25 protein-coding genes and 1 pseudogene are annotated in these 24,249 nt (G+C 58.3%); 13 read left to right on the top strand and 13 right to left on the bottom strand.

What is annotated here, in order from left to right; all coding sequences use genetic code 11:
* Positions 1-196 precede the first annotated feature (196 nt).
* Positions 197-1,216 (top strand): branched-chain amino acid aminotransferase, encoded by a 1,020-nt coding sequence (locus ACYZTM_RS28000; protein ID WP_131062765.1) that lies wholly within the window; start codon positions 197-199, stop codon positions 1,214-1,216.
* A 53-nt stretch (positions 1,217-1,269) separates the two neighbouring features.
* On the opposite strand, the gene ACYZTM_RS27995 is transcribed toward ACYZTM_RS28000, so the two are convergent.
* The 3 genes from ACYZTM_RS27995 to ACYZTM_RS27985 form a co-directional block, all read right to left on the bottom strand.
* A complete protein-coding gene (locus ACYZTM_RS27995; RefSeq protein ID WP_461985839.1) occupies positions 1,270-2,106 on the bottom strand; it encodes a TIGR03915 family putative DNA repair protein in 837 nt (278 codons plus the stop codon).
* Positions 2,103-3,323 carry a putative DNA modification/repair radical SAM protein gene (locus ACYZTM_RS27990; RefSeq protein ID WP_131062763.1) on the bottom strand — a complete coding sequence of 407 codons (1,221 nt, stop codon included), beginning with the start codon at positions 3,321-3,323 and terminating at the stop codon, positions 2,103-2,105. Before ACYZTM_RS27990 ends, ACYZTM_RS27995 begins: the two co-directional genes overlap by 4 nt.
* Positions 3,324-3,403: 80 nt before the next feature.
* Positions 3,404-4,153, bottom strand: a complete 750-nt coding sequence (locus tag ACYZTM_RS27985; protein ID WP_461985837.1) for an ArsR/SmtB family transcription factor — start codon at positions 4,151-4,153, stop codon at positions 3,404-3,406.
* An 82-nt stretch (positions 4,154-4,235) separates the two neighbouring features.
* On the opposite strand from ACYZTM_RS27985, the gene ACYZTM_RS27980 reads away from it, so the two are divergent.
* The 7 genes from ACYZTM_RS27980 (at position 4,236) to ACYZTM_RS27950 (ending at position 10,110) form a co-directional block, all read left to right on the top strand.
* The gene (locus tag ACYZTM_RS27980) at positions 4,236-5,348 is read left to right on the top strand and encodes a cytochrome P450 (protein ID WP_461985835.1); all 1,113 of its coding nucleotides are present in this window, start codon (positions 4,236-4,238) and stop codon (positions 5,346-5,348) included.
* Between the two features lie 323 nt (positions 5,349-5,671).
* The gene (locus ACYZTM_RS27975; protein WP_131061647.1) at positions 5,672-6,703 is read left to right on the top strand and encodes a D-cysteine desulfhydrase family protein; all 1,032 of its coding nucleotides are present in this window, start codon (positions 5,672-5,674) and stop codon (positions 6,701-6,703) included.
* A gap of 370 nt (positions 6,704-7,073) precedes the next feature.
* Complete coding sequence (locus tag ACYZTM_RS27970; RefSeq protein WP_461985832.1) at positions 7,074-7,451, top strand: DUF6124 family protein; 378 nt, start codon at positions 7,074-7,076, stop codon at positions 7,449-7,451.
* A 197-nt stretch (positions 7,452-7,648) separates the two neighbouring features.
* Positions 7,649-7,996 carry a pyocin S6 family toxin immunity protein gene (locus ACYZTM_RS27965; protein ID WP_305955869.1) on the top strand — a complete coding sequence of 116 codons (348 nt, stop codon included), beginning with the start codon at positions 7,649-7,651 and terminating at the stop codon, positions 7,994-7,996.
* A gap of 213 nt (positions 7,997-8,209) precedes the next feature.
* Positions 8,210-9,433 carry an S-type pyocin domain-containing protein gene (locus ACYZTM_RS27960; protein WP_461985829.1) on the top strand — a complete coding sequence of 408 codons (1,224 nt, stop codon included), beginning with the start codon at positions 8,210-8,212 and terminating at the stop codon, positions 9,431-9,433.
* A 15-nt stretch (positions 9,434-9,448) separates the two neighbouring features.
* Complete coding sequence (locus ACYZTM_RS27955) at positions 9,449-9,688, top strand: pyocin S6 family toxin immunity protein (RefSeq protein WP_131061650.1); 240 nt, start codon at positions 9,449-9,451, stop codon at positions 9,686-9,688.
* Between the two features lie 86 nt (positions 9,689-9,774).
* Complete coding sequence (locus ACYZTM_RS27950; protein ID WP_461985827.1) at positions 9,775-10,110, top strand: hypothetical protein; 336 nt, start codon at positions 9,775-9,777, stop codon at positions 10,108-10,110.
* Positions 10,111-10,186: 76 nt separating this feature from the next.
* Here the strand turns inward: ACYZTM_RS27950 and ACYZTM_RS27945 are convergent, their stop codons facing one another.
* Complete coding sequence (locus ACYZTM_RS27945) at positions 10,187-10,525, bottom strand: FKBP-type peptidyl-prolyl cis-trans isomerase (RefSeq protein WP_007895103.1); 339 nt, start codon at positions 10,523-10,525, stop codon at positions 10,187-10,189.
* Between the two features lie 165 nt (positions 10,526-10,690).
* Here ACYZTM_RS27945 and ACYZTM_RS27940 point away from each other — a divergent pair, with 165 nt between their 5' ends.
* The gene (locus ACYZTM_RS27940) at positions 10,691-11,764 is read left to right on the top strand and encodes a diguanylate cyclase domain-containing protein (protein WP_461985824.1); all 1,074 of its coding nucleotides are present in this window, start codon (positions 10,691-10,693) and stop codon (positions 11,762-11,764) included.
* Between the two features lie 5 nt (positions 11,765-11,769).
* Here ACYZTM_RS27940 and ACYZTM_RS27935 read toward each other — a convergent pair whose 3' ends face one another.
* Both ACYZTM_RS27935 and ACYZTM_RS27930 read right to left on the bottom strand, forming a co-directional pair.
* The gene (locus ACYZTM_RS27935) at positions 11,770-12,234 is read right to left on the bottom strand and encodes a hypothetical protein (protein WP_461985822.1); all 465 of its coding nucleotides are present in this window, start codon (positions 12,232-12,234) and stop codon (positions 11,770-11,772) included.
* A 100-nt stretch (positions 12,235-12,334) separates the two neighbouring features.
* A complete protein-coding gene (locus ACYZTM_RS27930) occupies positions 12,335-12,643 on the bottom strand; it encodes an RcnB family protein (protein WP_461985820.1) in 309 nt (102 codons plus the stop codon).
* A gap of 149 nt (positions 12,644-12,792) precedes the next feature.
* Here ACYZTM_RS27930 and ACYZTM_RS27925 point away from each other — a divergent pair.
* A pseudogene (locus tag ACYZTM_RS27925) lies at positions 12,793-13,087 on the top strand (type 1 glutamine amidotransferase family protein); the annotation flags it as partial.
* 164 nt (positions 13,088-13,251) lie between these two features.
* Positions 13,252-15,063 carry a monovalent cation:proton antiporter-2 (CPA2) family protein gene (locus tag ACYZTM_RS27920; RefSeq protein WP_461985818.1) on the top strand — a complete coding sequence of 604 codons (1,812 nt, stop codon included), beginning with the start codon at positions 13,252-13,254 and terminating at the stop codon, positions 15,061-15,063.
* Positions 15,064-15,149: 86 nt separating this feature from the next.
* Here ACYZTM_RS27920 and ACYZTM_RS27915 read toward each other — a convergent pair whose 3' ends face one another.
* The 7 genes from ACYZTM_RS27915 to ACYZTM_RS27885 all read right to left on the bottom strand — a co-directional run bounded on the left by ACYZTM_RS27915 (position 15,150) and on the right by ACYZTM_RS27885 (position 22,006).
* A complete protein-coding gene (locus tag ACYZTM_RS27915) occupies positions 15,150-16,145 on the bottom strand; it encodes an IS110 family RNA-guided transposase (RefSeq protein WP_131063537.1) in 996 nt (331 codons plus the stop codon).
* A gap of 309 nt (positions 16,146-16,454) precedes the next feature.
* Complete coding sequence (gene hcnC, locus ACYZTM_RS27910; RefSeq protein WP_131061656.1) at positions 16,455-17,702, bottom strand: cyanide-forming glycine dehydrogenase subunit HcnC; 1,248 nt, start codon at positions 17,700-17,702, stop codon at positions 16,455-16,457.
* Entirely contained in the window at positions 17,695-19,104 is a 1,410-nt protein-coding gene (gene hcnB, locus ACYZTM_RS27905; RefSeq protein WP_461985816.1) for a cyanide-forming glycine dehydrogenase subunit HcnB, read from the bottom strand. Before hcnB ends, hcnC begins: the two co-directional genes overlap by 8 nt.
* Positions 19,101-19,415 (bottom strand): cyanide-forming glycine dehydrogenase subunit HcnA, encoded by a 315-nt coding sequence (gene hcnA / locus ACYZTM_RS27900; RefSeq protein ID WP_131061658.1) that lies wholly within the window; start codon positions 19,413-19,415, stop codon positions 19,101-19,103. Before hcnA ends, hcnB begins: the two co-directional genes overlap by 4 nt.
* 230 nt (positions 19,416-19,645) lie before the next feature.
* Positions 19,646-20,185 (bottom strand): hypothetical protein, encoded by a 540-nt coding sequence (locus ACYZTM_RS27895; protein ID WP_461985813.1) that lies wholly within the window; start codon positions 20,183-20,185, stop codon positions 19,646-19,648.
* A 380-nt stretch (positions 20,186-20,565) separates the two neighbouring features.
* Positions 20,566-21,510, bottom strand: a complete 945-nt coding sequence (locus ACYZTM_RS27890) for a hypothetical protein (protein ID WP_461985811.1) — start codon at positions 21,508-21,510, stop codon at positions 20,566-20,568.
* 187 nt (positions 21,511-21,697) lie between these two features.
* Positions 21,698-22,006: a YdcA family protein gene (locus ACYZTM_RS27885; RefSeq protein ID WP_178083843.1), complete on the bottom strand. Its 309-nt coding sequence runs from the start codon at positions 22,004-22,006 to the stop codon at positions 21,698-21,700.
* Positions 22,007-22,183: 177 nt separating this feature from the next.
* Here ACYZTM_RS27885 and ACYZTM_RS27880 point away from each other — a divergent pair, with 177 nt between their 5' ends.
* Complete coding sequence (locus tag ACYZTM_RS27880) at positions 22,184-22,867, top strand: response regulator transcription factor (RefSeq protein ID WP_131061662.1); 684 nt, start codon at positions 22,184-22,186, stop codon at positions 22,865-22,867.
* On the top strand, positions 22,845-24,239 hold the full coding sequence (locus ACYZTM_RS27875; RefSeq protein ID WP_131061663.1) for a sensor histidine kinase: 1,395 nt from the start codon (positions 22,845-22,847) through the stop codon (positions 24,237-24,239). Before ACYZTM_RS27880 ends, ACYZTM_RS27875 begins: the two co-directional genes overlap by 23 nt.
* The last annotated feature ends 10 nt before the right edge of the window (positions 24,240-24,249 follow it).

The following is a 24,249-nucleotide window of genomic DNA, read 5'->3' as shown; positions in this document are numbered from 1 at the left end:
AGCTCCCACATTTGGGATGCGTTCTCCTGTGGGAGCTAGCCTGCTGGCGATTTCTTGAGGTCAACTCGATTTATCTGTCTGTCATCCGATAGTCCGGGCTGCGAATTGGGCCCGGAATGAAGTATTGTTGTCCCCATCCAGAAAAACGTCAGAAGCCTTGAACCGTTTCGGCGGTTGTTAAGTGATAGAGGGTGTCATGGGTAACGAAAGCATCAATTGGGACAAGCTGGGTTTTGATTACATCAAGACAGACAAGCGCTATCTCTCGTACTGGCGTAATGGCGAGTGGGACAAAGGCACCCTGACCGAAGACAACGTGCTGCACATCAGCGAAGGCTCCACTGCCCTTCACTATGGTCAGCAATGCTTCGAAGGCATGAAGGCCTATCGTTGCAAGGACGGTTCGATCAATCTGTTCCGCCCCGATCAGAACGCCCTGCGCATGCAACGCAGCTGCGCACGCCTCCTGATGCCGTTCGTGGAAACCGAGCAGTTCATCGAAGCCTGCAAAGAAGTGGTTCGTGCCAACGAGCGTTTCATCCCGCCTTACGGCACTGGCGGCGCGCTGTACCTGCGTCCGTTCGTGATCGGCGTGGGTGACAACATCGGCGTGCGTACTGCGCCCGAGTTTATCTTCTCGATTTTCTGCATTCCGGTCGGCGCCTACTTCAAGGGTGGCCTGACCCCGCATAACTTTCTGATCTCCAGCTACGACCGCGCCGCCCCACAAGGCACCGGTGCGGCCAAGGTCGGTGGCAACTACGCGGCCAGCCTGATGCCAGGTTCCCAGGCCAAGAAGGCGCATTACGCCGACTGCATCTACCTTGACCCGATGACCCACACCAAAATCGAAGAAGTCGGCTCGGCCAACTTCTTCGGGATCACCCACGACAACAAGTTCATCACGCCGAACTCGCCATCGGTACTGCCGGGCATCACCCGTCTGTCGTTGATTGAACTGGCCAAATCGCGTCTGGGCCTGGAAGTGGTTGAAGGTGATGTGTTCATCGACAAGCTGTCCGACTTCAAGGAAGCCGGCGCTTGCGGTACTGCTGCCGTGATCACTCCGATCGGCGGCATCAGCTACAACGACCACTTGCACGTGTTCCACAGCGAAACCGAAGTCGGCCCGGTCACCCAGAAGCTCTACAAAGAGCTGACCGGTGTACAGACTGGCGACATCGAAGCACCCGCGGGCTGGATCGTTAAGGTTTGATCTGACTCCTGCCACATCGAAGCCCTCCATCGCATTGGCGATGGGGGGCTTTTTTATGAGTGCTGCCCGGCGTCTCCCAGCGCAATGCGTTTACCGCCCCTGCCCTTGATTCCGCTCGCCTGACCATCCTGTTGCTTACCCGTGCGTGACTGGGTGATCAGCCCAGGAATCAGCGCAACTTCAGGCAGGTTTTTCCAGAACCGGGCCGGCAAATGCCCCCGCATGACTTTCGGGTTCAGGCGCGCCGGATTGAAAATGTGGCTGTAGTAGGTCAACCACATGTCGCTGTGCGGGTCGTCGACGTTTTGTGCCAGTTGCTGCCATTCAATCGGGCACTGTCGTTGGTGGATCAACTGCTCACCATCGTAGTAAACCCCGTCCCTGGGCGTCGCAATCAACCAGCGATGCCGGCCCATGCGCCCGACAAAATGCTCACTGGCACTGTGCAGAATGTCGTGGGCCGGTTCGTGCCAGGCGACGTACTGCGGCCCCTCACCTTCAGGCATCGCGACAAAGCGTACAAATGCATGTAAATGATGAGCTTCACGCTGTACCTGTTTGATTCTTCTATGAAATTCACTGCCGAGCTTGTCACCAGCCAGCATCGCCGTGTGGTCACCATGACTGACCCGCCACAGCACCTCGTACAACAGACTCCAGCGTTGATCTCCCCGATAACGGGCCGCGCGCTCAAGGGTGTCCAATAGCGTTCGTGGTATCCGAGCCTGAAACGGCCCTTGGGTTCGGGGTGGCGCATCATTACTGGCGAACAGATCGGGCACACCCTCACTGGCCCAGCTCACCCGGCTTGGGTCCACCTCGTGACTGAGCAGCCAGCGAGCCTGCTGGCGCCAGGTGTCGAACAGGTCATCGCAATCCAGACTGATCATCCCCATAACCCCATTTGTTGCGGCTGCGGCCGGTCGCGCAATTGCTGATACAGCAGATGGCTGGTGACCTCGGCCTGCTGCGGGTGGTAGTCGCTGGTGATGAAGAACGGCTTGGCCTTGGCCAGCACGCAGCGCATTCGGGCCAGGTCTTCGTAGCGAATGCGTCGCTGACGGCGCAGCTCCACCAGCCGTTCGGTGGTGCGCAGGCCGATACCGGGAATGCGCGCGATCAACGCTGCATCGGCGCGATTGAGGTCCAGCGGGAACACCTCGCGGTTCTCCAGCGCCCACGCCAGTTTCGGGTCGATGTCGAGCGCCAGATGCCCAGGGCCCTTGAACAGTTCGCCAGCGGTGAAGCCATAACTGCGCAACAGGAAGTCCGCCTGATACAAGCGGTGTTCGCGCATCAGCGGTGGCGCGGCCAGTGGCACGCTTTTCGGACTGTTGGGGATCGGGCTGAACGCCGAGTAATAGACCCGGCGCAAACTGAAGTTGCCATACAGCGCCTGGGCACTGTGGAGAATGGTGCTGTCATCGGTGTCATCGGCGCCGACGATCATTTGCGTGCTCTGCCCGGCCGGGGCAAATTTCGGCGCGCGCGGTTCGTTGAGTACGGTTTGCACGCCGGTGTAGATGGTTTTCATCGCTTGTTTGATCGAGCCCAGCTGTTTCTCCGGGGCCAGGGTTTGCAGGCTGGCGTCGGTGGGCAGTTCAATATTCACGCTCAAGCGATCGGCATAGCGCCCCGCCTCTTCAATCAGCGCAGGATCAGCTTCGGGAATGGTCTTGAGGTGGATGTAACCGCGGAACTCGTGGTCTTCGCGCAGCAACTTGGCCACGCGGATCAGCTGCTCCATGGTGTAGTCCGCCGAGCGAATGATCCCGGAACTGAGAAACAGACCGCTGACGCAGTTGCGTCGGTAGAAATCCATGGTCAACGTCACCACTTCTTCCGGCGTGAAGCGTGCGCGTGGCACATCGCTGGAGCGTCGGTTGACGCAATACTGGCAGTCGTAAAGACAGAAGTTGGTCAGCAGCACCTTCAGCAAAGAAACGCAGCGCCCGTCGGGCGTGTAGCTGTGACAAATACCCATGCCGTCGGTCGAGCCCAGGCCGCTCTTGCCCTCGGAACTACGCTTCGGCGCTCCACTGCTGGCGCAAGACGCGTCGTATTTGGCGGCGTCGGCGAGAATGCTGAGCTTGTCGATGAGTTCCATGGGGCACGCCTGATACTGTGTGCATATACAGTATAGGGTCGACTTCCAACGCACAAGCCATCAACGAACCCTTGGTCGGGTCAGATCACATCATGCACTGGCAGAGGTTGGCGCTGTGCCCGGACGGGCTGTACGCCTGGCAGCGTCAGGTCGAACCGTACGCGAAACTCCTTGCGCCCCAACCCCGTCAACGCCAGCGCCCGGCTGTCCAGATCCTGGGTCACCCATTTGCGCTTGATCGCCGCTTGCAACAACGCCGCCCCCAGCGAGCCACCCAAATGTGGCCGACGCATGCTCCAGTCCAGGCACGGGCAAGCAAAGCGGCGGCGCAAGGTGTTCAGGTCGTTGACTTCGATGCCCAATCCTTCCATCAACGCCTCACCGCTGTCACTCAGGCGATAAACCTGCTCGTCGGTTTCCAGCAACCAGCCTTTTTCCAGCATCCGGTCATGCAGCAACACCGCCAGCGTACCAGCCATGTGGTCGTAGCAGGTGCGGGCGAATTGCAGGCGATCCGGTGTTCGCGAATTGAAGGTCGGCGCGCTGTTCTGGCCGATCACCATCAGCGCTTCCAGCGCCTGGGCCACGCGCTTGTCCGCGAGGCTGTAATAGCGATGGCGGCCCTGCACATGCAAACGCAGCAGCGCCAGGTCCTTGAGCTTGGCGAGGTGCGCGCTGGTGGTGGAGGCGCTGACTTCGGCAATCGCCGCGAGCTCTGTGCTGGTGCGGGCGTGGCCGTCCATCAACGAACAGAGGATTTTCGTCCGGGCCGGTTCCGCGATGGCCGCGGCCACTTGAGAGACACCGATGTCGTGTTGTTCAACGTTCATATTTCGCTCCCGGACGAATCTAGGCCCTTTCGAACTGGAGATAGTAGCAACACTTTCCCCACCACGAACAAGGCTGCGACCCATGGACCCGATCATCGCTGCTACTCATGCCGATCCCTATCCCTATTACGCTCGGCTGCGCGCCGAAGGTGGGCTGGTGTTTCACCAAGGATTGAAACTGTGGGTGGCAAGTAGCGCCCGATCCGTTGCGGCAGTGCTGGCGCATCCGGATTGTCACGTCCGCCCCGCCGCTGAGCCGGTGCCCAAGGCGATTGCCGACGGCATGGCCGGCAAGGTATTTGGCCAATTGATGCGGATGAATGAGGGCGAACGTCAGCGTTGCCCGAGGTCGGCGATTCAGCCGGGTCTGGCGCTGATTGATGAGAACGAGATCAACGCGTTGGTAAGCGCGCGGCTGATCACGCCGGATGCCGATGGGTTGTACAACGCCATGTTTCGCGGGCCGGTCTGTGTGGTGGCGGCGTTGCTGGGGTTCTCGCCGGCTCAGGGTCGGGCGATCAGCGAGCTGATGGCGGATTTCATCGCGTGCCTGGCGCCGCTGAGTGATCAGGTACAACTGAAGGCTTCCCATGCCGCGGCGGAACAGTTGAGGGGTTATTTCGTTGAGCTACTGGATGATCCGGACAACAGAAGCGCACTGTTCGCCGGAATTCGGACGCGGTTCGCGGGTGAAGCTGAAACGCTGATTGCCAATCTGATTGGACTGTTCTCCCAGACGTATGAAGCCACCGCCGGGTTGATTGGCAACGCGATAGTGGCGTTGATTCAAAACCCGTCGTTACTGCGCGATTCGACGCGCGTTGACCACTTGATCGCTGAAATTCAGCGCTTTGACCCACCGGTGCAGAACACCCGCCGGTTTGTCGCGGCACTGTGCGAAATCGAGGGTGTGAAACTCAATTCAGGCGATGTGATTCTGGTGCTGCTGGCTTCGGCCAATCGGGACCCGCAACTCAATGACAGTCCCGACGCCTTTATTCTGGATCGCCCGCATCGGCGCAGTTTTACGTTTGGTGCGGGGCGGCATCAATGCCCGGGGCAAATGCTGGCGCTGGGGATTGCCAGCGCCACGTTGAAGGAGATTCTGGTGCATCAACCTGCGCTGGATCGATTGGCCTGGAAGTACCGGCCTTCATTGAACGGGCGTATTCCGGTCTTTAGCGATTCGCCGTAAGACCGCGTCATCGTTCATCGTCGGAACGCCGCCTGGAGCAAGCTCGCTCTCACAGGGAATATGCGTCGAATACAAAGGTAATGTACGACTCAGATCCCATGTGGGAGTGAGCCTGCTCGCGATGGCGGCATAACAAACGACGCACCGCTACCCTGTCACCCCCAGTCGATCCGCAATAAAGTCGACCATTTGCCTGAGTTTGCTCATCACCCTGCCTTGCATTCAATACATCAGGTTAAAAGAGTAATAACCGGCGATGCGTTTATCACCCGGGACTTTGTCCCTAGAGTCACTTTAATAAAATGCATAACGAGGCGCCATTGATGCAAACCCTACTGTACAAGTCACTGAGTTCTTTTGCACGGGCAGACCTGCTGCAAGGTCCCACGCCGATTCAGCGGGCCGAACGCCTGGAACAGCTGCTGGGTTTGAAGGCACAAGGCATCGGCCTGTTTCTCAAGCGTGATGATCACATGTTGATTGGCGGTGGCGGCAACAAACTGCGCAAACTCGAATTTCATCTCGGCGCGGCGCTCGCGGCTGGGGTCGACACGGTCATCACCATCGGCGGCCTCCAGTCCAACCATGCGCGCCTTACGGCCGCCGTGTGTGCCCGCCTGGGCATCGCCTGCGAACTGATTTTGACTCGGTCGGTACCAAAAGCCGAAGTGGACTACGAGCTGAACGGCAACGTCCTGCTCGACCAGTTGTTTGGCGCTGACATACGGGTGCTTGCGGGTGGCAGCGACTCACTCGCCGAAGCCGAGAAACGCGCCGCGCAACTTCGAGAAGCCGGACGCAAGGTTGTGGTGATACCGACGGGAGGCTCAACGCCGCTGGGCAGCCTCGGTTATGCGCGCTGTGCAGCGGAGATCGCGCAGCAGGAAACGGAGCTTGGCCTCATCTTCAAGCAAGTTGTCGTGCCCAATGGCAGCGCAGGCACTCACGCCGGGCTGGCTGCAGGCTTTCAATTGCTGGGGCGGGGGACGTCGATCGTCAAGTCGTATTCGGTCTTGTCTGATCGGGACACGTCAGCGAACCGAACCGTGCGATTGACTCAGGATGCGCTGACGTTGTTGGGCAGCAACGCGGTTGTTCAGGCTTCAGAGATTGCCATTGATGGCAGTCAGCTGGGCGACGGTTATGGTCTGCCGACCTCTGCCATGCTGGACGCGGTGCGCTTGATGGCTCGCGCTGAAGGCGTGCTGATTGATCCGGTGTATTCCGGAAAAGCGTTTGCCGGGTTGCTGGGTGATCTCAGGCAAGGACGCTTTCAGCGCGGGGACAATGTGCTGTTTGTGATGACGGGTGGAACGCCGGGATTGTATGCGTATAGGGAGACGTTTCAGGACTGACCGTCAGTCATTGCGGGGGGGGAGCGGTGGCTAAATCACTACATCATTTGTAACTGTCGCAGGAGGCTACATCACCTTGCGCCATTGCCTACAACTGCGCCAGAATCCGCCGGCTTGTGTGCCTTGGGGCTCGTCGGTAACTTGATCCCTGTCACTGCTCATCAGTGATCGGGTCTGCAAGCCCGACGGACCAATCGCATAGCATTGCCAAAAGGACACTTTTTTGTGTCCGCTTTGATGGCGGCTTTGCGCGGGAGACTTTCGGGTCTGCCGGGTTCCTGGTTCCCCGGTCTTGCAGACCCGCGCATAGCTGCCACCCCATCATCTGCAAGTGATGTTGGCAGCTCCTAACGGACCAAGGAGCATCATTATGATTAAAGAAACGCCAAATCCCCCGGGATCAGAAACCGATACAGACCCGGCCTCCCCCTACGAATCCCTCGATTCAAAAAAATTCCACGAAGCCGCCGAGCGCGCCCTCGATCTCTACCTCAATCCCGCCGCCCTCAAAGAAGCCAAAACCCCACGCAAACCCAGCACCATGTTCATGGTCGCCCCCGACATGGACAGCGAAAGCCTGCTGGCCAATGCCTGCGAATCCATGGCCTCCGCGAGCGTCATGCTCAGCGACTTCGCCGACCTGCTGGAAGGCCCGCATCGCAACAAGGCGCTGGGGATTGCGCAGGTCGTCATGCTGGGTGAACTCGCCGTAAACCGGGCGCTGGATAACATCGATCCGAAAGGCTAGCGGGGATCTGTGGTGAGGGGGTTTCTCCCTCACCACAAAAAAACCGGAAAGCCTTTGGCCCGCCCGTTTCAGCGCCACGGACGTAGCGAGCCGTACCTTTTTCAACAACAACTCAACATTCAGAAAATGCCTACATCCATTTAATGCCCGTTGAGATAGCGTCCGCATCGCTTTCAAAAGTTGAAACAAGGACGCTCATGGCTAGCAAAACAAACATACCTCCGATTCAAAACCCATCGTCAGGCGACGGGCACCTCGCCCACAACACTCCGCAGGACTATCCGGGCAAAAATCAGGAGGCCCATTATGTTTTTTGGATCAGTGGATTTTCAAAAGGTGATCAAGAGGGTGACGACTTAAAGTACGAACTGACCGTTCTGCCTGAGTTTGAAGACGCAATGATGCGTGTACTCGGCTGGAAAAATCTTGAAGAAAGCGCCTACGGGGACTGTTTACTGACCGCCACGCAAATCCGACAAATCGCCATGGCGATCGATGTGCAGCTACCGACGGACCTGGATCTCTTCATAGGGGTGCGGGAGTAGTGGGGAAAACTGTTTAATTGCGGCGAGGGGCTTGCTCCCTCGCCGCATGTGCCATTTCAACCCACGCGCCAATCAATCATCCCGCGTCAGCACTTCCAGCAATTCAATCTCAAAAATCAGGTTCGAACACAATTTTCAGAAACGTCCTACATCTATCAAATGCCCACTGATATAGCGTCCGCTTCGCTTTCAAAAGGATGAACAAGGACGCTCATGGCGCGCAAAACAGACATACCTCGGGTTCAAAACCCTCCGTCCGGTGACGGACATCACGTCACAAGCCGCTACCTGACCGCCACCGAATTGGCGGAGCGGGAGGCCAGGCAAAAAACATATGACGACATGTTGGCCCGACAACAGGCGTATGAAGACCGTTTCATCGGGCAAGCTCAACAACCGGATCATCCCGGCTACATGGGTTGTGTGTTCGCCAAAAGTTGCAACCTCCCCGACGGCGTAATCAACCATGACAACCCATCCGGGTTTGTCCCGGTCGAGAAATTGGCCGACTACGGACAATTCTCTTTACTGGGCGGCCGTGAAAGGAATGCAGCGGGAAACATCCCTCTAAAAAAAATCAGTGGTAGCGCGTTCCCCGCTGGAATGGGCAAGCTTCTTTTGGGACAGGTTGGCACTGCTGGCAACGCGACAAGTGCTGCCGGTGGTGTCGGTGCAGTAACGGGTGGTGTTGCTGCCGGCGCATTGGTGGGGATGGTTGCCCTACTCTGGCCGTCCAGTCTGGGGGACAGTTCCCTGTACACAGAAGAACAGCTCAAGTCGCTCAAAGAAGTCCGTACACGTGTCCGACTGCATGTCGAACAGCAGGCCGACGGCACCATAAAAGGATACGGATACAACACCCAGAAGCGCAGCGATTGGGAGTTGATTCCTGTTGTGCATTTCGTTGCGCAAGGCACTCAGCAAGTGGCGGATTTTGGTGATGGTGCAACTCTGATATGGACACCAGCCGTTGAACCGTCCACCACTTCGGGAATCCCGCCGCTAGAAGGTGCCCCACAAGCCCCGCATATCTGGATTTATCCGCCTACTGAACAAGCAGATAGCATCATCGTCAACCCGATTTACCCACCTGAATACAAAGACTTCATTCTGGTTTTCCCGGCTGACTCCGGTGTGCAGCCCCTGTATGTTGTGGTTTCAAGACCAGCTATTGGTGGTGATATCAAGTACCACAGGCCGCCGCTGGCATTACCTGCGTTTCCAGATACCGTTCCTGTTAAATCGAAAAGCAGTGTTCAAGGTGGCGGGGGTAAGCGCAGTCGATGGAAGGACCGCAAGGGACGAATATATGAATGGGACAGTAAGACAGGTGCGATAGAGATTTATGACAAACAAGGTAAGCATCTTGGCGAGTTCAACCACGAAACCGGTGAACAGATAGATCCCGCAAAACCAGGCAGAACCACCCAAAAATAGATTATGAGGCAGATTATGTTTTTATGGATTAGCGGATTTTTCAAAGGTGATAACGAGGATGACTCTTTAAAATACGAGCTTACAGTTCGACCTGAGTTTGAAGCCGCGGTAATGGATGTTCTAGACTGGAAAAGCCTTGATGAAAGCGCTGATGGGGAATGGCTACTAAACGGTGAGCAAGTCCAACAAATCGCTGTAGCTCTCAATGAGCAACTACCGACTGACCTGGACCTTTTTATAGGCGTGCGGGAGTAGGTTTGCCTCAAGTATCTCGTTCGCAGGCTGGGGCTGCTTCGCAATCCCACGGCGGCAATCCAAGCGATTATTCCAGGAATCATGTAGTGAGCCTTCTCTATCAAGATCCATCCATGAGCCATGATGAAGCGACGAAGCTTCTTGCTAGCGGCATCGATACGAATATCACTGCAGCATTGGTTTCCATCGGGCTGAATGAAGCAGACAACATCTGGGCTCTGCACACTTGCCTTAAATACCTCGCAAGTGAGTCCGAATCAGTTGCAGCATCGGCCATCACGGCTCTTGGTCATCTCGCTCGCCGTCATGGCGAACTGGATAAGGAAACGGTTCTGTCGGAACTCGAAAATGTGAAGGAAAAATCCCCAAGCCTTGAAGGAATTGTTGCGGACACGCTTGACGATATTGAAGCGTTCACCTGATCCAGCGGGAGTTCGAACACGCGACTCTTGTGGCGAGGGGCTTACCCTCGCCACGAAGCCAACTTCAACTTACGAATCAATCATCCCGCGTCAGCACTTCCAGCAATTCAATCTCAAAAATCAGGTTCGAATTCGGCGTGATCGCACCCATCGTCCGCTCGCCATACGCCAAATGCGCCGGCACCAACAACTTGCGCTTGCCGCCAACCTGCATCCCCATAATCCCCTGATCCCAGCCCTTGATCACCCTCCCCGTGCCAATCACGCACTGGAAAGGTTTGCCACGACTGTAGGAAGAATCGAATTCGGTGCCGTCTTCCAGCCAGCCGCGATATTGGGTGGTGATCAGCGCGCCTTTGACGGCTGCTTTGCCGTCGCCGACTTCGAGATCGATTACCTGCAATTCATCATTCATCACGTTCACTCTATTGTTCACTCACCCAACAGGGCGTAATGGGCGCCGTTTTCCCAGAAATGTGCGCCATTGGCAACCCATTCGGAACGGTTTTCAGCATTAACCTCAACTAAGATAACCAACACCAAGGCTCACGGATCAAAACGACACGATGGCTATTTTTGAATGAATGACGTCTGGACCAACGCAGCCATCGGCTCAGTGATGCTTGCCCTGATCGTCGCGCTGATTTGCCGCGAGCGCTCGCTGCAAAAGCAGTTGGCCATGCATCGCGCATTGATCGCCAGCCTGTCCGAAGGCCTGCACATTCGCCAGGACGGCGATGCCGAGCGTTTCAAACGCAGCCAATACTTCGCCCGCATCGGCACTTGGGACTGGGATGTCGACACCGACAAGCTCTACTGGTCGGACGCGATCTATGGAATGTTCGGCTTCAAGATCGGCGAGGTGACGCCCTCCTACGCTCTATTTTGCGCCTGCGTGCACCCGGACGATCGGGTCAAAGTCCGGGCCGGAGAACTGCGCTGTCTGGAAACCGGTGAAAACCATGACGAGGAATACCGTGTTATCTGGCCCGACGGCAGCATTCGCTGGCTGCGGGAAACCGGCAACGTGGTCAAGAACGACCATGACGCCACCGTCAAGATGATGGGCGTCGTGCGTGACATCACCGAAGAAAAAGCCTCGGCCAGTTATCTACAACACCTGGCCCATTACGACCCGCTGACCGGTCTGCCCAATCGCTTGGTGCTTGAAGAACGCCTCTGCGAAGCGTTGGAACAGGCTCGCGTCAGCGCCACGCGGGTGGCGTTGGTGTTTGTCGACCTCAACGGGTTCAAGGCGATCAACGATCATTACGGTCATGCGGCCGGCGACCGCGTGCTGGTCACTACCGCTACGCGGTTGAAGAAAATCCTGCGTTCAACCGACACCGTCGCCCGGATCGGCGGCGACGAGTTCGTGGTCATTCTTCAGGGCCTGCCCCAAGGCGTCAGCCTGCAAGACGAGGCGCGTACGCTCTGCCAGAAAATCTTCGTCGAACTATCACCACCAATCACCATCGGCAACGACCAGCGCCACATCGGCACCAGCCTGGGCGTGGCGGTGTTCCCGGACCACGCGCCAAGCATGGACCGGTTGATTCACATTGCGGATCTGGCGATGTATGAGGCGAAACGCAGCGGGAATAATCAGTATCGGTTGGGAGAACAAACGATGAGTCCTAGCAAGGTCGAATGATCCGTTCAGTCCTTGCGTTGCCCGTAAGGAACGCCGTTGAAGCTATGGGTGCAGCAGTGGCAGAAAGTGGCCATGTTCTCGGCAGTCAACTCAGGCGCGACTATTGCGAGCACGCCTTGATCATCGACGAACAAGCCGCTGAAGTAGCTGGCCTCACCTGTCCTGACCAAATCCTGCTGATCACTTTCACACAGAGCAACCATCCAGAAAACCGGCTCAGGTCGATCAAGCCGAGCGACCGCCTCGCTGAAAACCCCATCCCAAAGCTCGCCAACCCTGGAGAGTAAAAACTTGTACAGCGGCGTGTAATCGAACCCATACCGACGGGTTCCATGCATCGAACCGCGCAGCGCATCGCAGTTGATCTCCGCTTTCGTATGGCGTTGATGGTGGTATTCACCCGTGTAATCGTTGTGCCGAACACCCCACGTGCGAGTATTGACCTTACGGTAGAGTGGTTTCTTTCCCAACGGATAACTCCTGACATCCAGTCAACAAAATCGCCGCCGATCTTTACCGGAGCAGCGGACGATTTCAATCAACCTTCCATGGCCAATTGTTACTGGCGGCCTAACGCTCTATCGGCGTGATATCCACAATCGTCCCGTTGGTCACCATCACCATCATGTACTTGTCATTGGTCTGCACCCACTGCGACTGTTCCTTCGGCGCTTTCAAGCCTTTCGCTTTCCAGTTGCCGATCGCTTTTTCGCTGCGCTGGTAAATGTCCGGGGCGCGGTCGCCGACCACCAGTTGGCGGGAGTTGTTAATCCCGGGCTGGACGGTTTTTGCGGGGGGATCATCCGCCTGAACGATGGGGCTGATACCGGCGAGGCCTGCGACGAGGGCAAGGCTGGCGATAAGGGTCTTGTTGTTCATCGATGAACCTCCAGTAAATTCGTGGCACCTGAACTCCGACTGCTCCCGTGTGGAATCATTCCTTACTGTTGCGATGATTCTGCCGCGGAATGTACGGGGAACGGCGCATTCGCCGGGCGTACGCTTGGCAAAAACCAGCAGGATTAGCCATGCACATCGCCATTCTGACCTTCGACGGCTTCAACGAACTCGACTCCCTGATCGCCTTCGGCATGCTCAGCCGTATCTCCTTGCGTGAGCATCGCCTCGCCGACGCCGCGCGTCACGTCGATGAACGGTTTGACCATCGACGCGCACATCGATCTGGCGCAAGCCTGTCAGGCTGACGCGGTGTTGGTGGGCAGTGGCAGGAAGACCCGTGAAGTGGCTGCCGACCCGGCGATCATGGATCAACTGCGCTTCGACTCAACCCGTCAGTTGCTGGCGGCGCAATGTTCCGGCACGGCTCACCGTTGACCAGCGAGCTGGACACAGCAAAACCGCGTTGACGGAAAGGCTCAGGGCGTGATGGCGGTGTATCAGTCAACATCAGTTCATGTTCATGGCTGACGCCTGAAGCCCCACCCTTTATCCTTGGCACTCCGCCGTACCGAGTTCTGGAGTAAGCCATGCCCCATGAAGGCAACCTGTTGCAAGCCGCTGTCGTTTTTCTGTTCGCGGCGGTGCTCACCGTGCCCTTGGCCAAACGTCTGCAGCTGGGGGCGGTGCTGGGTTACCTGTTTGCCGGGGTCATCATCGGTCCGTCTGTGCTGGGCTTGATCGGCAATCCGCAAAGCGTCAGCCATATTTCCGAACTCGGCGTGGTGTTGCTGCTGTTCATCATCGGCCTGGAACTGTCGCCACGACGTTTGTGGGTGATGCGCAAATCGGTCTTCGGCGTCGGTCTGGCGCAGGTGCTGCTGACCGGTTCGGTGATCGGCGTGCTGGCGTTGTTTGTCTTCGGCCAGTCGTTGAACAGCGCCATCGTGCTCGGCCTAGGCCTGGCGCTGTCATCCACCGCGTTTGGCCTGCAAAGCCTGGCCGAGCGCAAGGAGCTGACCAGCCCTCACGGACGCTTGGCGTTTGCGATTCTGCTGTTCCAGGACATCGCCGCGATCCCGTTGATTGCCATGGTGCCGCTGCTGGCGGGCGGCGATCACACCACCACGGCGGCCGAAGATTTGAATCACGGCTTGCGGGTGTTGGGCAGCATTGCGGTGGTGGTGATCGGCGGACGGTATCTGCTGCGCCCGGTGTTTCGCGTGGTCGCCAAGTCCGGTTTGCCCGAGGTGTCCACTGCCACCGCGTTGCTAGTGGTGATTGGCACGGCGTGGCTGATGGACCTGGTCGGTGTGTCGATGGCCCTCGGGGCGTTCCTTGCCGGACTGCTGCTGGCGGACTCTGAATACCGTCACGAACTGGAAGCGCAGATCGAGCCGTTCAAGGGCTTGCTGCTGGGGTTGTTCTTCATCAGCGTCGGCATGGGCGCCAACCTGAGCCTGCTGGTCAGCGCGCCGATCGCGGTGTTGGGGCTGACCCTGCTGCTGATCGCAATCAAACTGCCGCTGTTGTTTGTGGTCGGCCGATTGGCCGGCGGGTTGGGCAAAGTCAGCGCAATTCGCCTCGGCATCGTGCTGGCGGCCGGTGGTGAATTTGCGTTTGTGGTGTTCAAGATTGGTCGCGACCAGGGTTTGTTTGAGCCGCGTTTGTACGACTTGCTGGTGCTGACCATCACCTTGTCCATGGCGGTCACGCCGCTGTTGTTGCTGCTGTGCGCACGCCTGTATTCGCCGAGGGTGCAGCCCGTGGTGGTGCCGGAGAAATTCCGCGAAATCGACACCGACGCACCGCGCGTGGTGATCGCCGGCATGGGCCGGATGGGACAGATCGTGGCGCGGATTCTGCGGGCACAAAACATCAAGTTCGTGGCGCTGGACACCTCCGTGGAAACCATCGAGCTGTCCCGCAGCTTCGGCGGCGTGCCGGTGTTCTACGGCGACCCGATGCGTCCGGAAATCCTCAGCGCGGCCAAGGTCGAGCAGGCGGAATACTTTGTCATCGCCACCGATGACCCGGACACCAACATCAAGACTGCCGAGGTGGTGCACAAGCTTTATCCGCACATCAAAATCATCGCGCGGGCACGTAACCGTCAGCATGTGCACCGGTTGGTGGACCTCGGCGCCGAGGCGATTCGCGAGACCTATTATTCGAGCCTGGAAATGAGCCGTCGTACGCTGGTCGGGTTGGGGCTGACCCAGGCGCAGGCCGATGCGCGGATCAAACGCTTCAAGCATCACGATGAACAGGTGCTGGAGGCTCAGCATGCGGTTTATGACGATGCGGCGAAGGTCTTGCAGACCGCCCAGGAAACCCGGGGGGAACTGGCGCGGTTGTTTGAAGCGGATCAGATGGAGGAGCGCGAAGCCGGTAAGGTTTAAGTCATTTGGTGATAGTGATGCCGCCTTCGCGGGCAAGCCTCGCTCCTACAGGATTAGCGCAGAACCTGTAGATACTCTGTTCACGGTCAAGCTTTCGCGAGATGTTTTTCGCTAAAAAGCTTGGCCGTATTAAATTCTTCTCCAGAACGCATGCATGCCCATAACCCGGTCAGGTATTTACGCATCACTGCTCCGATGGCCTGCATTTTCTTCTTGCCGCGGGCTACCAGCGCCTCGTAAAAGGCTTTCACATTCTCATCACAGCGAATTGCCGTCATTGCCGGCATGAACATCGCTGCCCGTAAATACGCGTTGCCGCATTTGGACATTCGCCCTGGCCGGTTCACGCTGGTGCCTGACTGGGTCAGCCTTACATCGAGTCCTGCATAACGGCTTACCTGCGCCGATTTAAGCGTCACAGGAAGTGTCGTCAACTCAGCCAGTGCTGCGATGGCCGAGGCCTCTCCCACGCCGGGTGCAGCCATCATGCAGCGAAACTGCAAGCTCAGATCCGGGCATTTGGCGATGGCCTCGCGTGCGGCCTTCTTCAAACGATCAATCCGTGTGTCTAGCGCTGCAATCGCATCTTTTTCATCCTCGATCAGCAGCTCAACGCTCGTTTGCGTCGCTTGTAGTGCGTGCAACTCGTTCTTGGCTCGGGTCCGATGGCCAATCAGCCGGTTGATATGGCGCCCAATCGCACGCAGCATCAGTTGATCTGCGGTAGGTGGCACCCAAAGTCTTGGCGCCATACGTTCGCCATACTCGGCCAGCAACTGAGCATCAATCTGGTCAGTTTTGCTGTTTTGCAGCATCAGCTTGGCAAAGTTATGGAAGCTTTTGGGGTTGATCACCGAGACCGGTAAGCCGGCGGCATGCAACTCTATCGCCAGGTCCAGGTAGTAAATGCCGGTGGCCTCCATGACCACGCTCAGCGGTTTGAGGCCCAACATCTTGGTCACGGCAGCCTTACGCCCCTTGGGGGTGTGCTGAATGTCCCACTGGCCTGATGTTTTACCGTTCTGCCGCCATCCCATAGCAGACGTGCGGGCACCAATGTCTATGCCGACATGAGTATTCATGGTTTTCACTTCCCTGATTTTCGGTAAGATTGCTCCTGGTTCCCCCGACCTCGAACTTCATGCCACTGCAACCTTGTAATGCGAAGTCCGACTTGTCGGCTTCTCGATACTCTTCGTGGTGGGCAATGAGGCGGGGGGGCCTCTCTACAGACAAGGTCAGGAGCAAATCCTGCCTTCAGGAGCGATCGGCCTCCCCCAGAAACGCACTTGCTGTTGTATGAATCCTAAAGCGTAACCTCTCTCGTTGGAATCAGGGTCAACATACAAGGAGCGAGGCTTGCCCGCGAAGAACGATAACGCGGTGTAATGTCAGGCCAGCTTTCTCAATTCAACGTCCACCGCAAACCGATCCGCCAAAAACGGTGTGATATCCAGCGGCAACGCCTCTCCATTCACCAGCTTATCCAGCAACACCCCGGTAATCGCCGACGTCAAAATCCCCGTGCGGAAATGCCCACAGGCATTGAGATAACCCTCCACCCCGTTCATTGGCCCGAGAATCGGCAACTCATCCGGCGACCCCGGCCGCAGCCCGGCCCAGGTCCGTTTGAGGTTCACGTCCGCCAACTCAGGAAGACACCGCACCGCACCCTGCACCAACCCGGCAATTTCCGGGTAGGTGGTGGTCACGTCGAAGCCTTTGTCCTCCGTCGTGCTACCAATCAGGATCTCGCCATTGTCCTTCTGCGCCACATAACAATCGCTGGTGGTCAGGCAACCGTTGAGGATTTTCGGCAGGCGCTCGGTCAGCAGAATCTGCCCCTTGACCGGTTTCACCGGTATCCGGATCCCGGTGGCCTGCTCACTCAAATCGGCCGCCCAGGCACCCGCCGCGTTGATCAGCGTGTTGCAGTGAAACACCCCGGCCTCGGCCGTCTGCACGCCGCTGACGCGGGAACCATGGTGCAAAACCCCGGTGACATTGGTGTTGAAGTACATGTCTACGCCGTTCTGCCGCGCGCCCTCGGTGTAGGCATCGGCCAGTCGAAACGGGCTGACCTGATGGTCGCAGAGAAACTCCAGCGCCCCGCTCGCCTCATGGCTGACGCTTGGCTCGGCCTCGCGCAGCGCCGCTTGGTCGAGCCAGCGCACTTGATCCGCCAGGTGTGGAATGCAGGCGACGATATGCTCGGCGTAGAGGCGGTCTTCATCGTCGTAGATCACGAATTTCAGACCGGTCTGTTCGAACTTGAAATCCATCCCGTGGTTGTCTTTCAACTCCTGGTGCAGCGCCGGATACATGGCGTTGGACTGCAAGGCAAAATCGAAGAACGACTGCGGCAGGATGTGCGGCGTGCTGGAATCCACCACCACCGCCGAGCCCTGGGCCTCGCGCTTGCGGTTGACCGACATCATGCGAAAGAAAATCACCCCGCAGCCCAGCCCTACCGACTCGCCGATCGCCCACAGGCCACCGGCTGAAGCACGGGTTGCGTTGCCCGGGCGCTTGCAGTCGATCAACGCGACCTTGAGGTTTTTGCGCTTGGACAACTGATAGGCGCAGGACGCCCCGATCACACCGCCACCGGCGATGACCACGTCATAGAACTTACTCATGATTTGTGGCCTCCATGCCGACGGGGTGGAACGCAGAAAAGGGAATCGGATCGATCGGGAAGCGCGGCCGTAACCAGCCAACGTCTTGCCGCCCCGTGACTTCGCGCAAGCGGTCGGTGCAATAGCCGACGCACATGCGTCCCTGACAATCGCCCATGCTCACGCGGGTGCGCATTTTCAGGCTGGCCAAGTCTTGCACGCCCTGCTCCAGCGCCCGGTCGATATCGGCGCGAGTCGCGTGTTCACAGCGGCAGATCACCGTGTCGGCGGCCGGCAGCGCGGTTTGCCCGGCGCCGCGTTCGGTGTAGCGGTCGACCGCGGCGCGAAAGCGCACGATGGCCTTGAGTTTCGACAAATAGCGGTTGCGCCGTACCAAGGCTAGTTCTGCGTCCAGCACGCCCCGTTGCAACAGGATCGACACGGCCGCGATACGCCCCGCGAGCATCGCCGCTTCGCCACCGCGAATTCCGCCCATGTCGCCGGCCAGGTGAACGTGAGGCTCGCTGCTTAGCTGCCAGATATTGGCACTCGCCCGCAGGTAACCGTCGTTGCTGAAGCCGTGGTTCAGGCCCATTTGCTGACTGAGTTGGGTGCGCGGGATGAAACCGTAGCCGACCGCCAGGGTTTGCGCCGCGATCTGCTCGGCACGGCTCAGGTCCGGCACCCAGGTGCTGGAATACGGTGCCACGGTCACGGAACTCAGTTCACCGTCGCCCTGCGCCGCCACCACGCCCCAGCCGTAATGCATCGGGATGCCATGCAGTTTCAGGAACGCGAGCATGCTCAAGCCATCAAGGAACAGCTGCGGCTTGTTCAGCAGCGACAGGCTTTCCCGAGCGATTTTGCCGAATGCGCACGCCTCATAAACACCCGCGACGGTCACACCGGACGCGTGCAGCTGACAGGCCACCAGCGGCAATAAAGGTCCGGTGCCGGCTATCACCACGGGGCCCTGAGGCTTGACCACTCCGCTCTTGATTTGCAATTGCAGGCCGCCCAGCAGGATCACGCCGGGCAAGGTCCAGCCGGGAAACGGCACGCTGCGTTCATGGCAACCGGCCGCGAGCACCAGTTGCGGATACTCGATTTCCTGCAAATGTTCGTCGGCGTCCAGCACCACCAACGCGCGCGTGCCTTCGGCGCCGATCACGCGGTGGTTCAGGCGCACGTCAATCAGCGCCGAGTGTGCCTCAAACTCGCCATGCAACTTGGCCAACACTTCCGAATATCGAGGTCCCAGATAGTCGAGTTGCACGCCATCGCGCAACGGTCCCCGATAGACCACGCCACCCAGCCGCGAAGCCTCTTCAAGCAACGTGCAACGCACGCCGTGTCGGGCCAGTTCAATGGCCGCAGCCATCCCCGCCGGTCCACCGCCGACGATCACCGGAAGCAGGCTCATACCCCCTCCTGCTCAACGACGCGGTTGACCTGGGTTTCGACCTTCATGCCATCACGCACGACGGTCTGGCAGGCACGACGTTTGTGCCGGCCATTGATTTTCACCAGGCAGCATTGGCACACGCCCATGCCGCAATAGGCGCCGCTGATTTGGTCGTGATCGTTGCGGGCCACCTGGCGCAGGCCAAGGGATTGAATGACCGAGAGGACGGTTTCGCCGATGGCGGCGCTGACCGGCTGATTATTGATGTGCACAGTCATATCCGCCTGCGGCAGCGGCTGGATATCAAACGTTCTGTCTAAGCGTGGCATTACGATGTTCATCCATGATGAGTTCAGGTGAGGTTCCACAGCTCCTTGCTGCACTACACCTTGCGGGCCAACGGCTAAAAGCTCGCACCGGTACTTCGACAGCGCAACAAGTGCACGTCAAAGCAATGTAGTCGAAGCCGCAGAAGGGGCTTGGATCTTTTACGGTAGGAGATATTGCAGAAGATAATATTGATCCAGGCCAGTGAAAGGCACCGAACCCCACCCGTCGATCAGTTGGAGAACACGTACTCGCCCTTGACCTTTTTCGAGCCAACGAAGCCCAGGTTAGGGAACAACAGGTTTTTTACCCACGCGGCAAAAAACACCATGCCCAAGGTGATTGCGACGCCAACCCCGGTCATCACCGGGTCTTCTTCATAGCCCTGGAACATCCGCGAGATCTGACTGACGGTCAGAATCACGTAAATGGTGTAGGCCTGCGCCACGCTCTTGTAGAAACCCCAGGCAAACGCCAGCGGTACCAACGCCGCAAACAGGGTGAAGAACACCACGGCACCGGGGCCGATCATAGAGCCCAGGAAAAACCCTGTGACCGCGCCCAGCAGTGCCTGAACGCACGTCAACGCGATCAGAATGTTGACCTTGAGTGAGTGTTTTTCCAGCAGTGCCGGATCCGCAGTGGCACCGATCCAGTAAGCCAGCACCCGATCCTTCACCGCCCCACCGGAGAAAGCCTTGAACGTCTCGGTTTTGGAGCGCCCGGCGTCGAGCATGGCCACCAGTTGCCGTTTGATTTCCTTTTTGTCCAACGTACTTCTCCCCTTTTTAAGCCAAATGCAAAATAAGTGTGGGAGCGGACTTGTGTGGCGAGGGGATTTATCCCCGTTGGGCTGCGAAGCGGCCCCTGAATCTAAAACCGCAGTGTGTTAGATACACCGCGTGCAATGGATTCACGACTGCTTCGCAGCCGAACGGGGATAAATCCCCTCGCCACACAAGCTCGTTCCCACAAGGGTTCATCTTCGCTTTATTGGACGCCAGAAAGCAAAAAGCCGCTTCCACCAGAGGCGGAAGCGGCAGAGGCATGAGCCTCAGCTAATCAATTCATGAACAGGGCGATCAGGATGATGATCGGGATTGGCACGCCAAGAAAGAACAGCAGTAATGAGCGCATAGTAATTCTCCTGGGTTAGCGAACGGGTGGCAGCGTAGTGGTAGTGGCCACGTAATCGTCGGATTCCAGATACACCACGGCATCCCGGCGACGACCGCCGAAGGTAGCGGCGAGGCTGGCGAAAAACGCACCGATCAGCAGCGCAATGAACATCCAAAGCGCAGTCCAGGCAGCGACTTTGGCGGCGGTGTCAGCGGCTTGCTGCGCAGCCAGCTTGGCGTCGGCCGCGGCTTTTTGGGTGCGGGCGTAGACTTCATCGACACGGCGCTCCGCATCCGCCTGGGTCAGGTTGGTACGTTGAGCAACCATTTGCGCCAAGTAAGTCCGGTCCTCGGCAGCCAGTTGACCGTCGTTGCTCAGGGAGCGGATGAAGATGCGAGTCACGGTGCTACGGGCGGCGTCATCGCTGACGGCAGCCGGACGGTCATCGCGGAACAGAGTGTCGACGAAGTAGCCATATTGGTCGCTGTTGGCATTGCCCGCAGCGGTGCCAGCGGCTTGAGTCGCGGCACTCGCAGCCCCACCGACAACACTCGCCCCGGCTTGAACACCCCCGCTGACAATGCTGCTGACCGAGCCGACGACGAGCGTCGCGGTGACCAGCGTTGCCACGCACCAGGCCAGAAAACCATGGGCCGTGTCACGGAAATAGACTTCATCACCGTGCATGTTTGCCCACTTCACCCGCAGGCGACCGGCGATGTAGCCCCCGAGTCCGGACGCCAAGATTTGCGTAACGGCCAGCCAGACAATCGTTGAAATACCCAGGCCCTTGGCACTCACGCCCTCGTTGGCCCACGGTGAAACAGCCGAGAATCCCAGACCAAAACCCAGCAGCACCAGAATCAGCGACAAGGCCGCCGCCGCAGCGGCACCGGCGAAGATCGCTCCCCAGGACACACCCGAGAGCGTGGTTGATTCTTCTGCGGCAGGATAGAAACCATCAGAGGATCTATTCATTGTTGTATCGCTCCAGGCAGGAAAGATGGTGTCACAACTCTTCAAAGGAGTAAGTGCAGTCACCGTGCCAGTCGCCAACTTTAAATAAATCGTTTCATTTCAAATGATTATAAATTTTGAACTTCCAATTTCCATGCAATTTGCAAGGAACCGGCAATTGCAGCGGGTTTTATGCATTGCGTACGAACTACTTGCGCTTGTAGCTTTTGTTGCCGCTTGGGGTCAGGCAATACACGCCACCCCTAGGGCCGGTGCAGAACGAACCGGTGCCGCAGGTGCAGCCATCGTCACTCTGCAGCAACGTTTGCGGACGGGCCTGGCTTTGGCCGACATAGGTCCCAGAGCAACTTTTCTTCGAAGCGCTGATCGAGCCGTCATTACACAGGAACAGATCGCCGTCGCAGCGATCAATCCCGCCCTTTTTTCCAGAACACGGTGTATTGCCGGCCCAGGCGGATGCGCTGGCGATGCACAGCAACAACAGAACAATCGGCATCCCGCCGCGGCGAATCAAAGAGCGCACAGAGCTACTTCCTGTTTGAATTGTGGCCGGATGATATCAATGCTCCTGACAGGCTCATCAAGCAACATGAAAGTTAATTTATTTAGCCGCCAGAAATTCTTGGCAAAATGCCCCCGCACTCCGCCATGAATTGACTATCAGGCCAGCCCTATGACCCGCATCTTGACCATCGAAGACGACGCCGTGACCGCCCGGGAAATCGTCGCCGAACTCAGTAGCCACGGCCTCGACGTCGATTGGGTCAACAATGGCCGCGAAGGCCTGGAGCGTGCGGTCAGCGGTGGTTACGACCTGATCACCCTCGATCGCATGCTGCCGGAGCTCGATGGCCTGGCCATTGTCACCACGCTGCGGACTATGGGCGTGGCCACGCCGATCCTGATGATCAGCGCCCTCTCCGACGTCGATGAGCGGGTGCGGGGATTGCGGGCTGGTGGTGATGATTACCTGACCAAGCCGTTTGCCACCGATGAAATGGCCGCCCGGGTCGAGGTGCTGTTGCGTCGCCAGAACACCGTGACCGCCCAGGCGACCACGCTGCGGGTCGCCGATCTTGAACTGAACCTGATCAGCCACGAAGCCAGCCGCGACGATCAGTTGCTGACGCTGTTGCCGACCGAGTACAAGTTGCTGGAATTCCTGATGCGCAACACCGGGCAGATTCTGTCGCGGATGATGATTTTCGAAGAGGTCTGGGGTTATCACTTCGACCCCGGCACCAACCTGATCGATGTGCACATCGGCCGGCTGCGCAAAAAGATCGACCCGCCTGGCAAAGTCCCACTGATTCGGACCGTGCGAGGCTCGGGTTATGTCATTGCTGAACCCCTCTAACGGCTGGCGTTCTTCCAGCAGCCGCTTGCTCGCACTCTACAGTTCACTGTTCGTGATCTGGAGCGGGATCCTGATGGGGGTCATGTACTACGAGGTGTCCGCTTACCTGGACAACTTGGCCAAGCACTCGCTGATGCAGCGTCAGCATCTGTTTTCGCACTTTCAGGGCGAACAATTGGCCGATGCCCTCGCCGTCAGCATGACCTTCGACATTCGCGGCATCGACGCCTATGGCCTGTTCGATTCGCAGCACCGCTACCTTAGCGGTGCCCTGCGCCACATGCCCGAAGGCCTGCCACTGGATGGCAAGATTCACATGCTCGGTGACTGCGTCGAGTCTGACGACCCCAGCCTGCCCGCCGACAGCTGCGATGCGGTCGCGACCCAGACAAAGGACGGTCGCTGGCTGGTGCTGGTGCGCGATAACGGTTCGTTGTTTGCCGTGACCCGCATCATTCTGCACGCGTTGTTCTGGGGCGTGACGCTGACCATCCTGCCCGGCATCGCCGGTTGGCATCTGTTGCGGCGACGCCCGTTGAGGCGGATTCGTGCGATTCAGGCCAGCGCCGAGGCTATCGTCGCCGGTGACCTGACCCGGCGTTTGCCGCTGTCCAACCGCCGCGATGAGCTGGACATGCTCGCCGCCATCGTCAACGCCATGCTCGAACGCATCGAACGCCTGATGAACGAGGTCAAGGGTGTGTGCGACAACATCGCCCATGACCTGCGCACACCGCTGACCCGCTTGCGGGCGCAGTTGTACCGGATCCAGCAGCAGGCGGACGACGGTTCGACGTTGGCCGTGCAGCTGGATTCAGTGCTCGGTGAAGCGGATACCTTGATGGCGCGGTTTCGTGGGTTACTGCGGATTTCCGAGCTGGAGGATCGCCAGCGGCGGTCCGGTTTTGTGCAGCTGGATCCGGTGCCGTTGCTGCAGGAGCTGCATGACTTTTACCTGCCGCTGGCTGAGGAAGGTGAATTGGTGTTCAAGCTGCAATTACCGGCCTCGTTGCCGATGTTGAACGGTGATCGGGCGCTGTTGTTTGAAGCCCTGGCGAACCTGTTGAGCAACTCGATCAAATTTACACCGCCGGGTGGCGAGGTGATTTTGCGGGGGGTCAATGACGGTGGGCGCACGCGAATCGAAGTACTCGATTCAGGGCCCGGCATTCCAGAAAGCGAACGCGAAGCGGTGTTCCAACGCTTTTACCGTGCCGAGGGTGGGAATCAGAAAAGCGGGTTTGGGTTGGGGCTTTCGATCGTTGCGGCGATTGTCAGCCTGCATGGGTTTGCGCTTGACGTGGGCACCAGTGAACTGGGCGGTGCACGGTTGGTGCTCGATTGCGGCCAGGATTTGATTCCACAGACCTGACCCGATCGCC

The organism is Pseudomonas sp. MDT2-39-1 (assembly GCF_054898085.1).
Note: the sequence above shows the minus strand (reverse complement) of the source record. Positions and strands in the feature narration are given on the sequence as shown.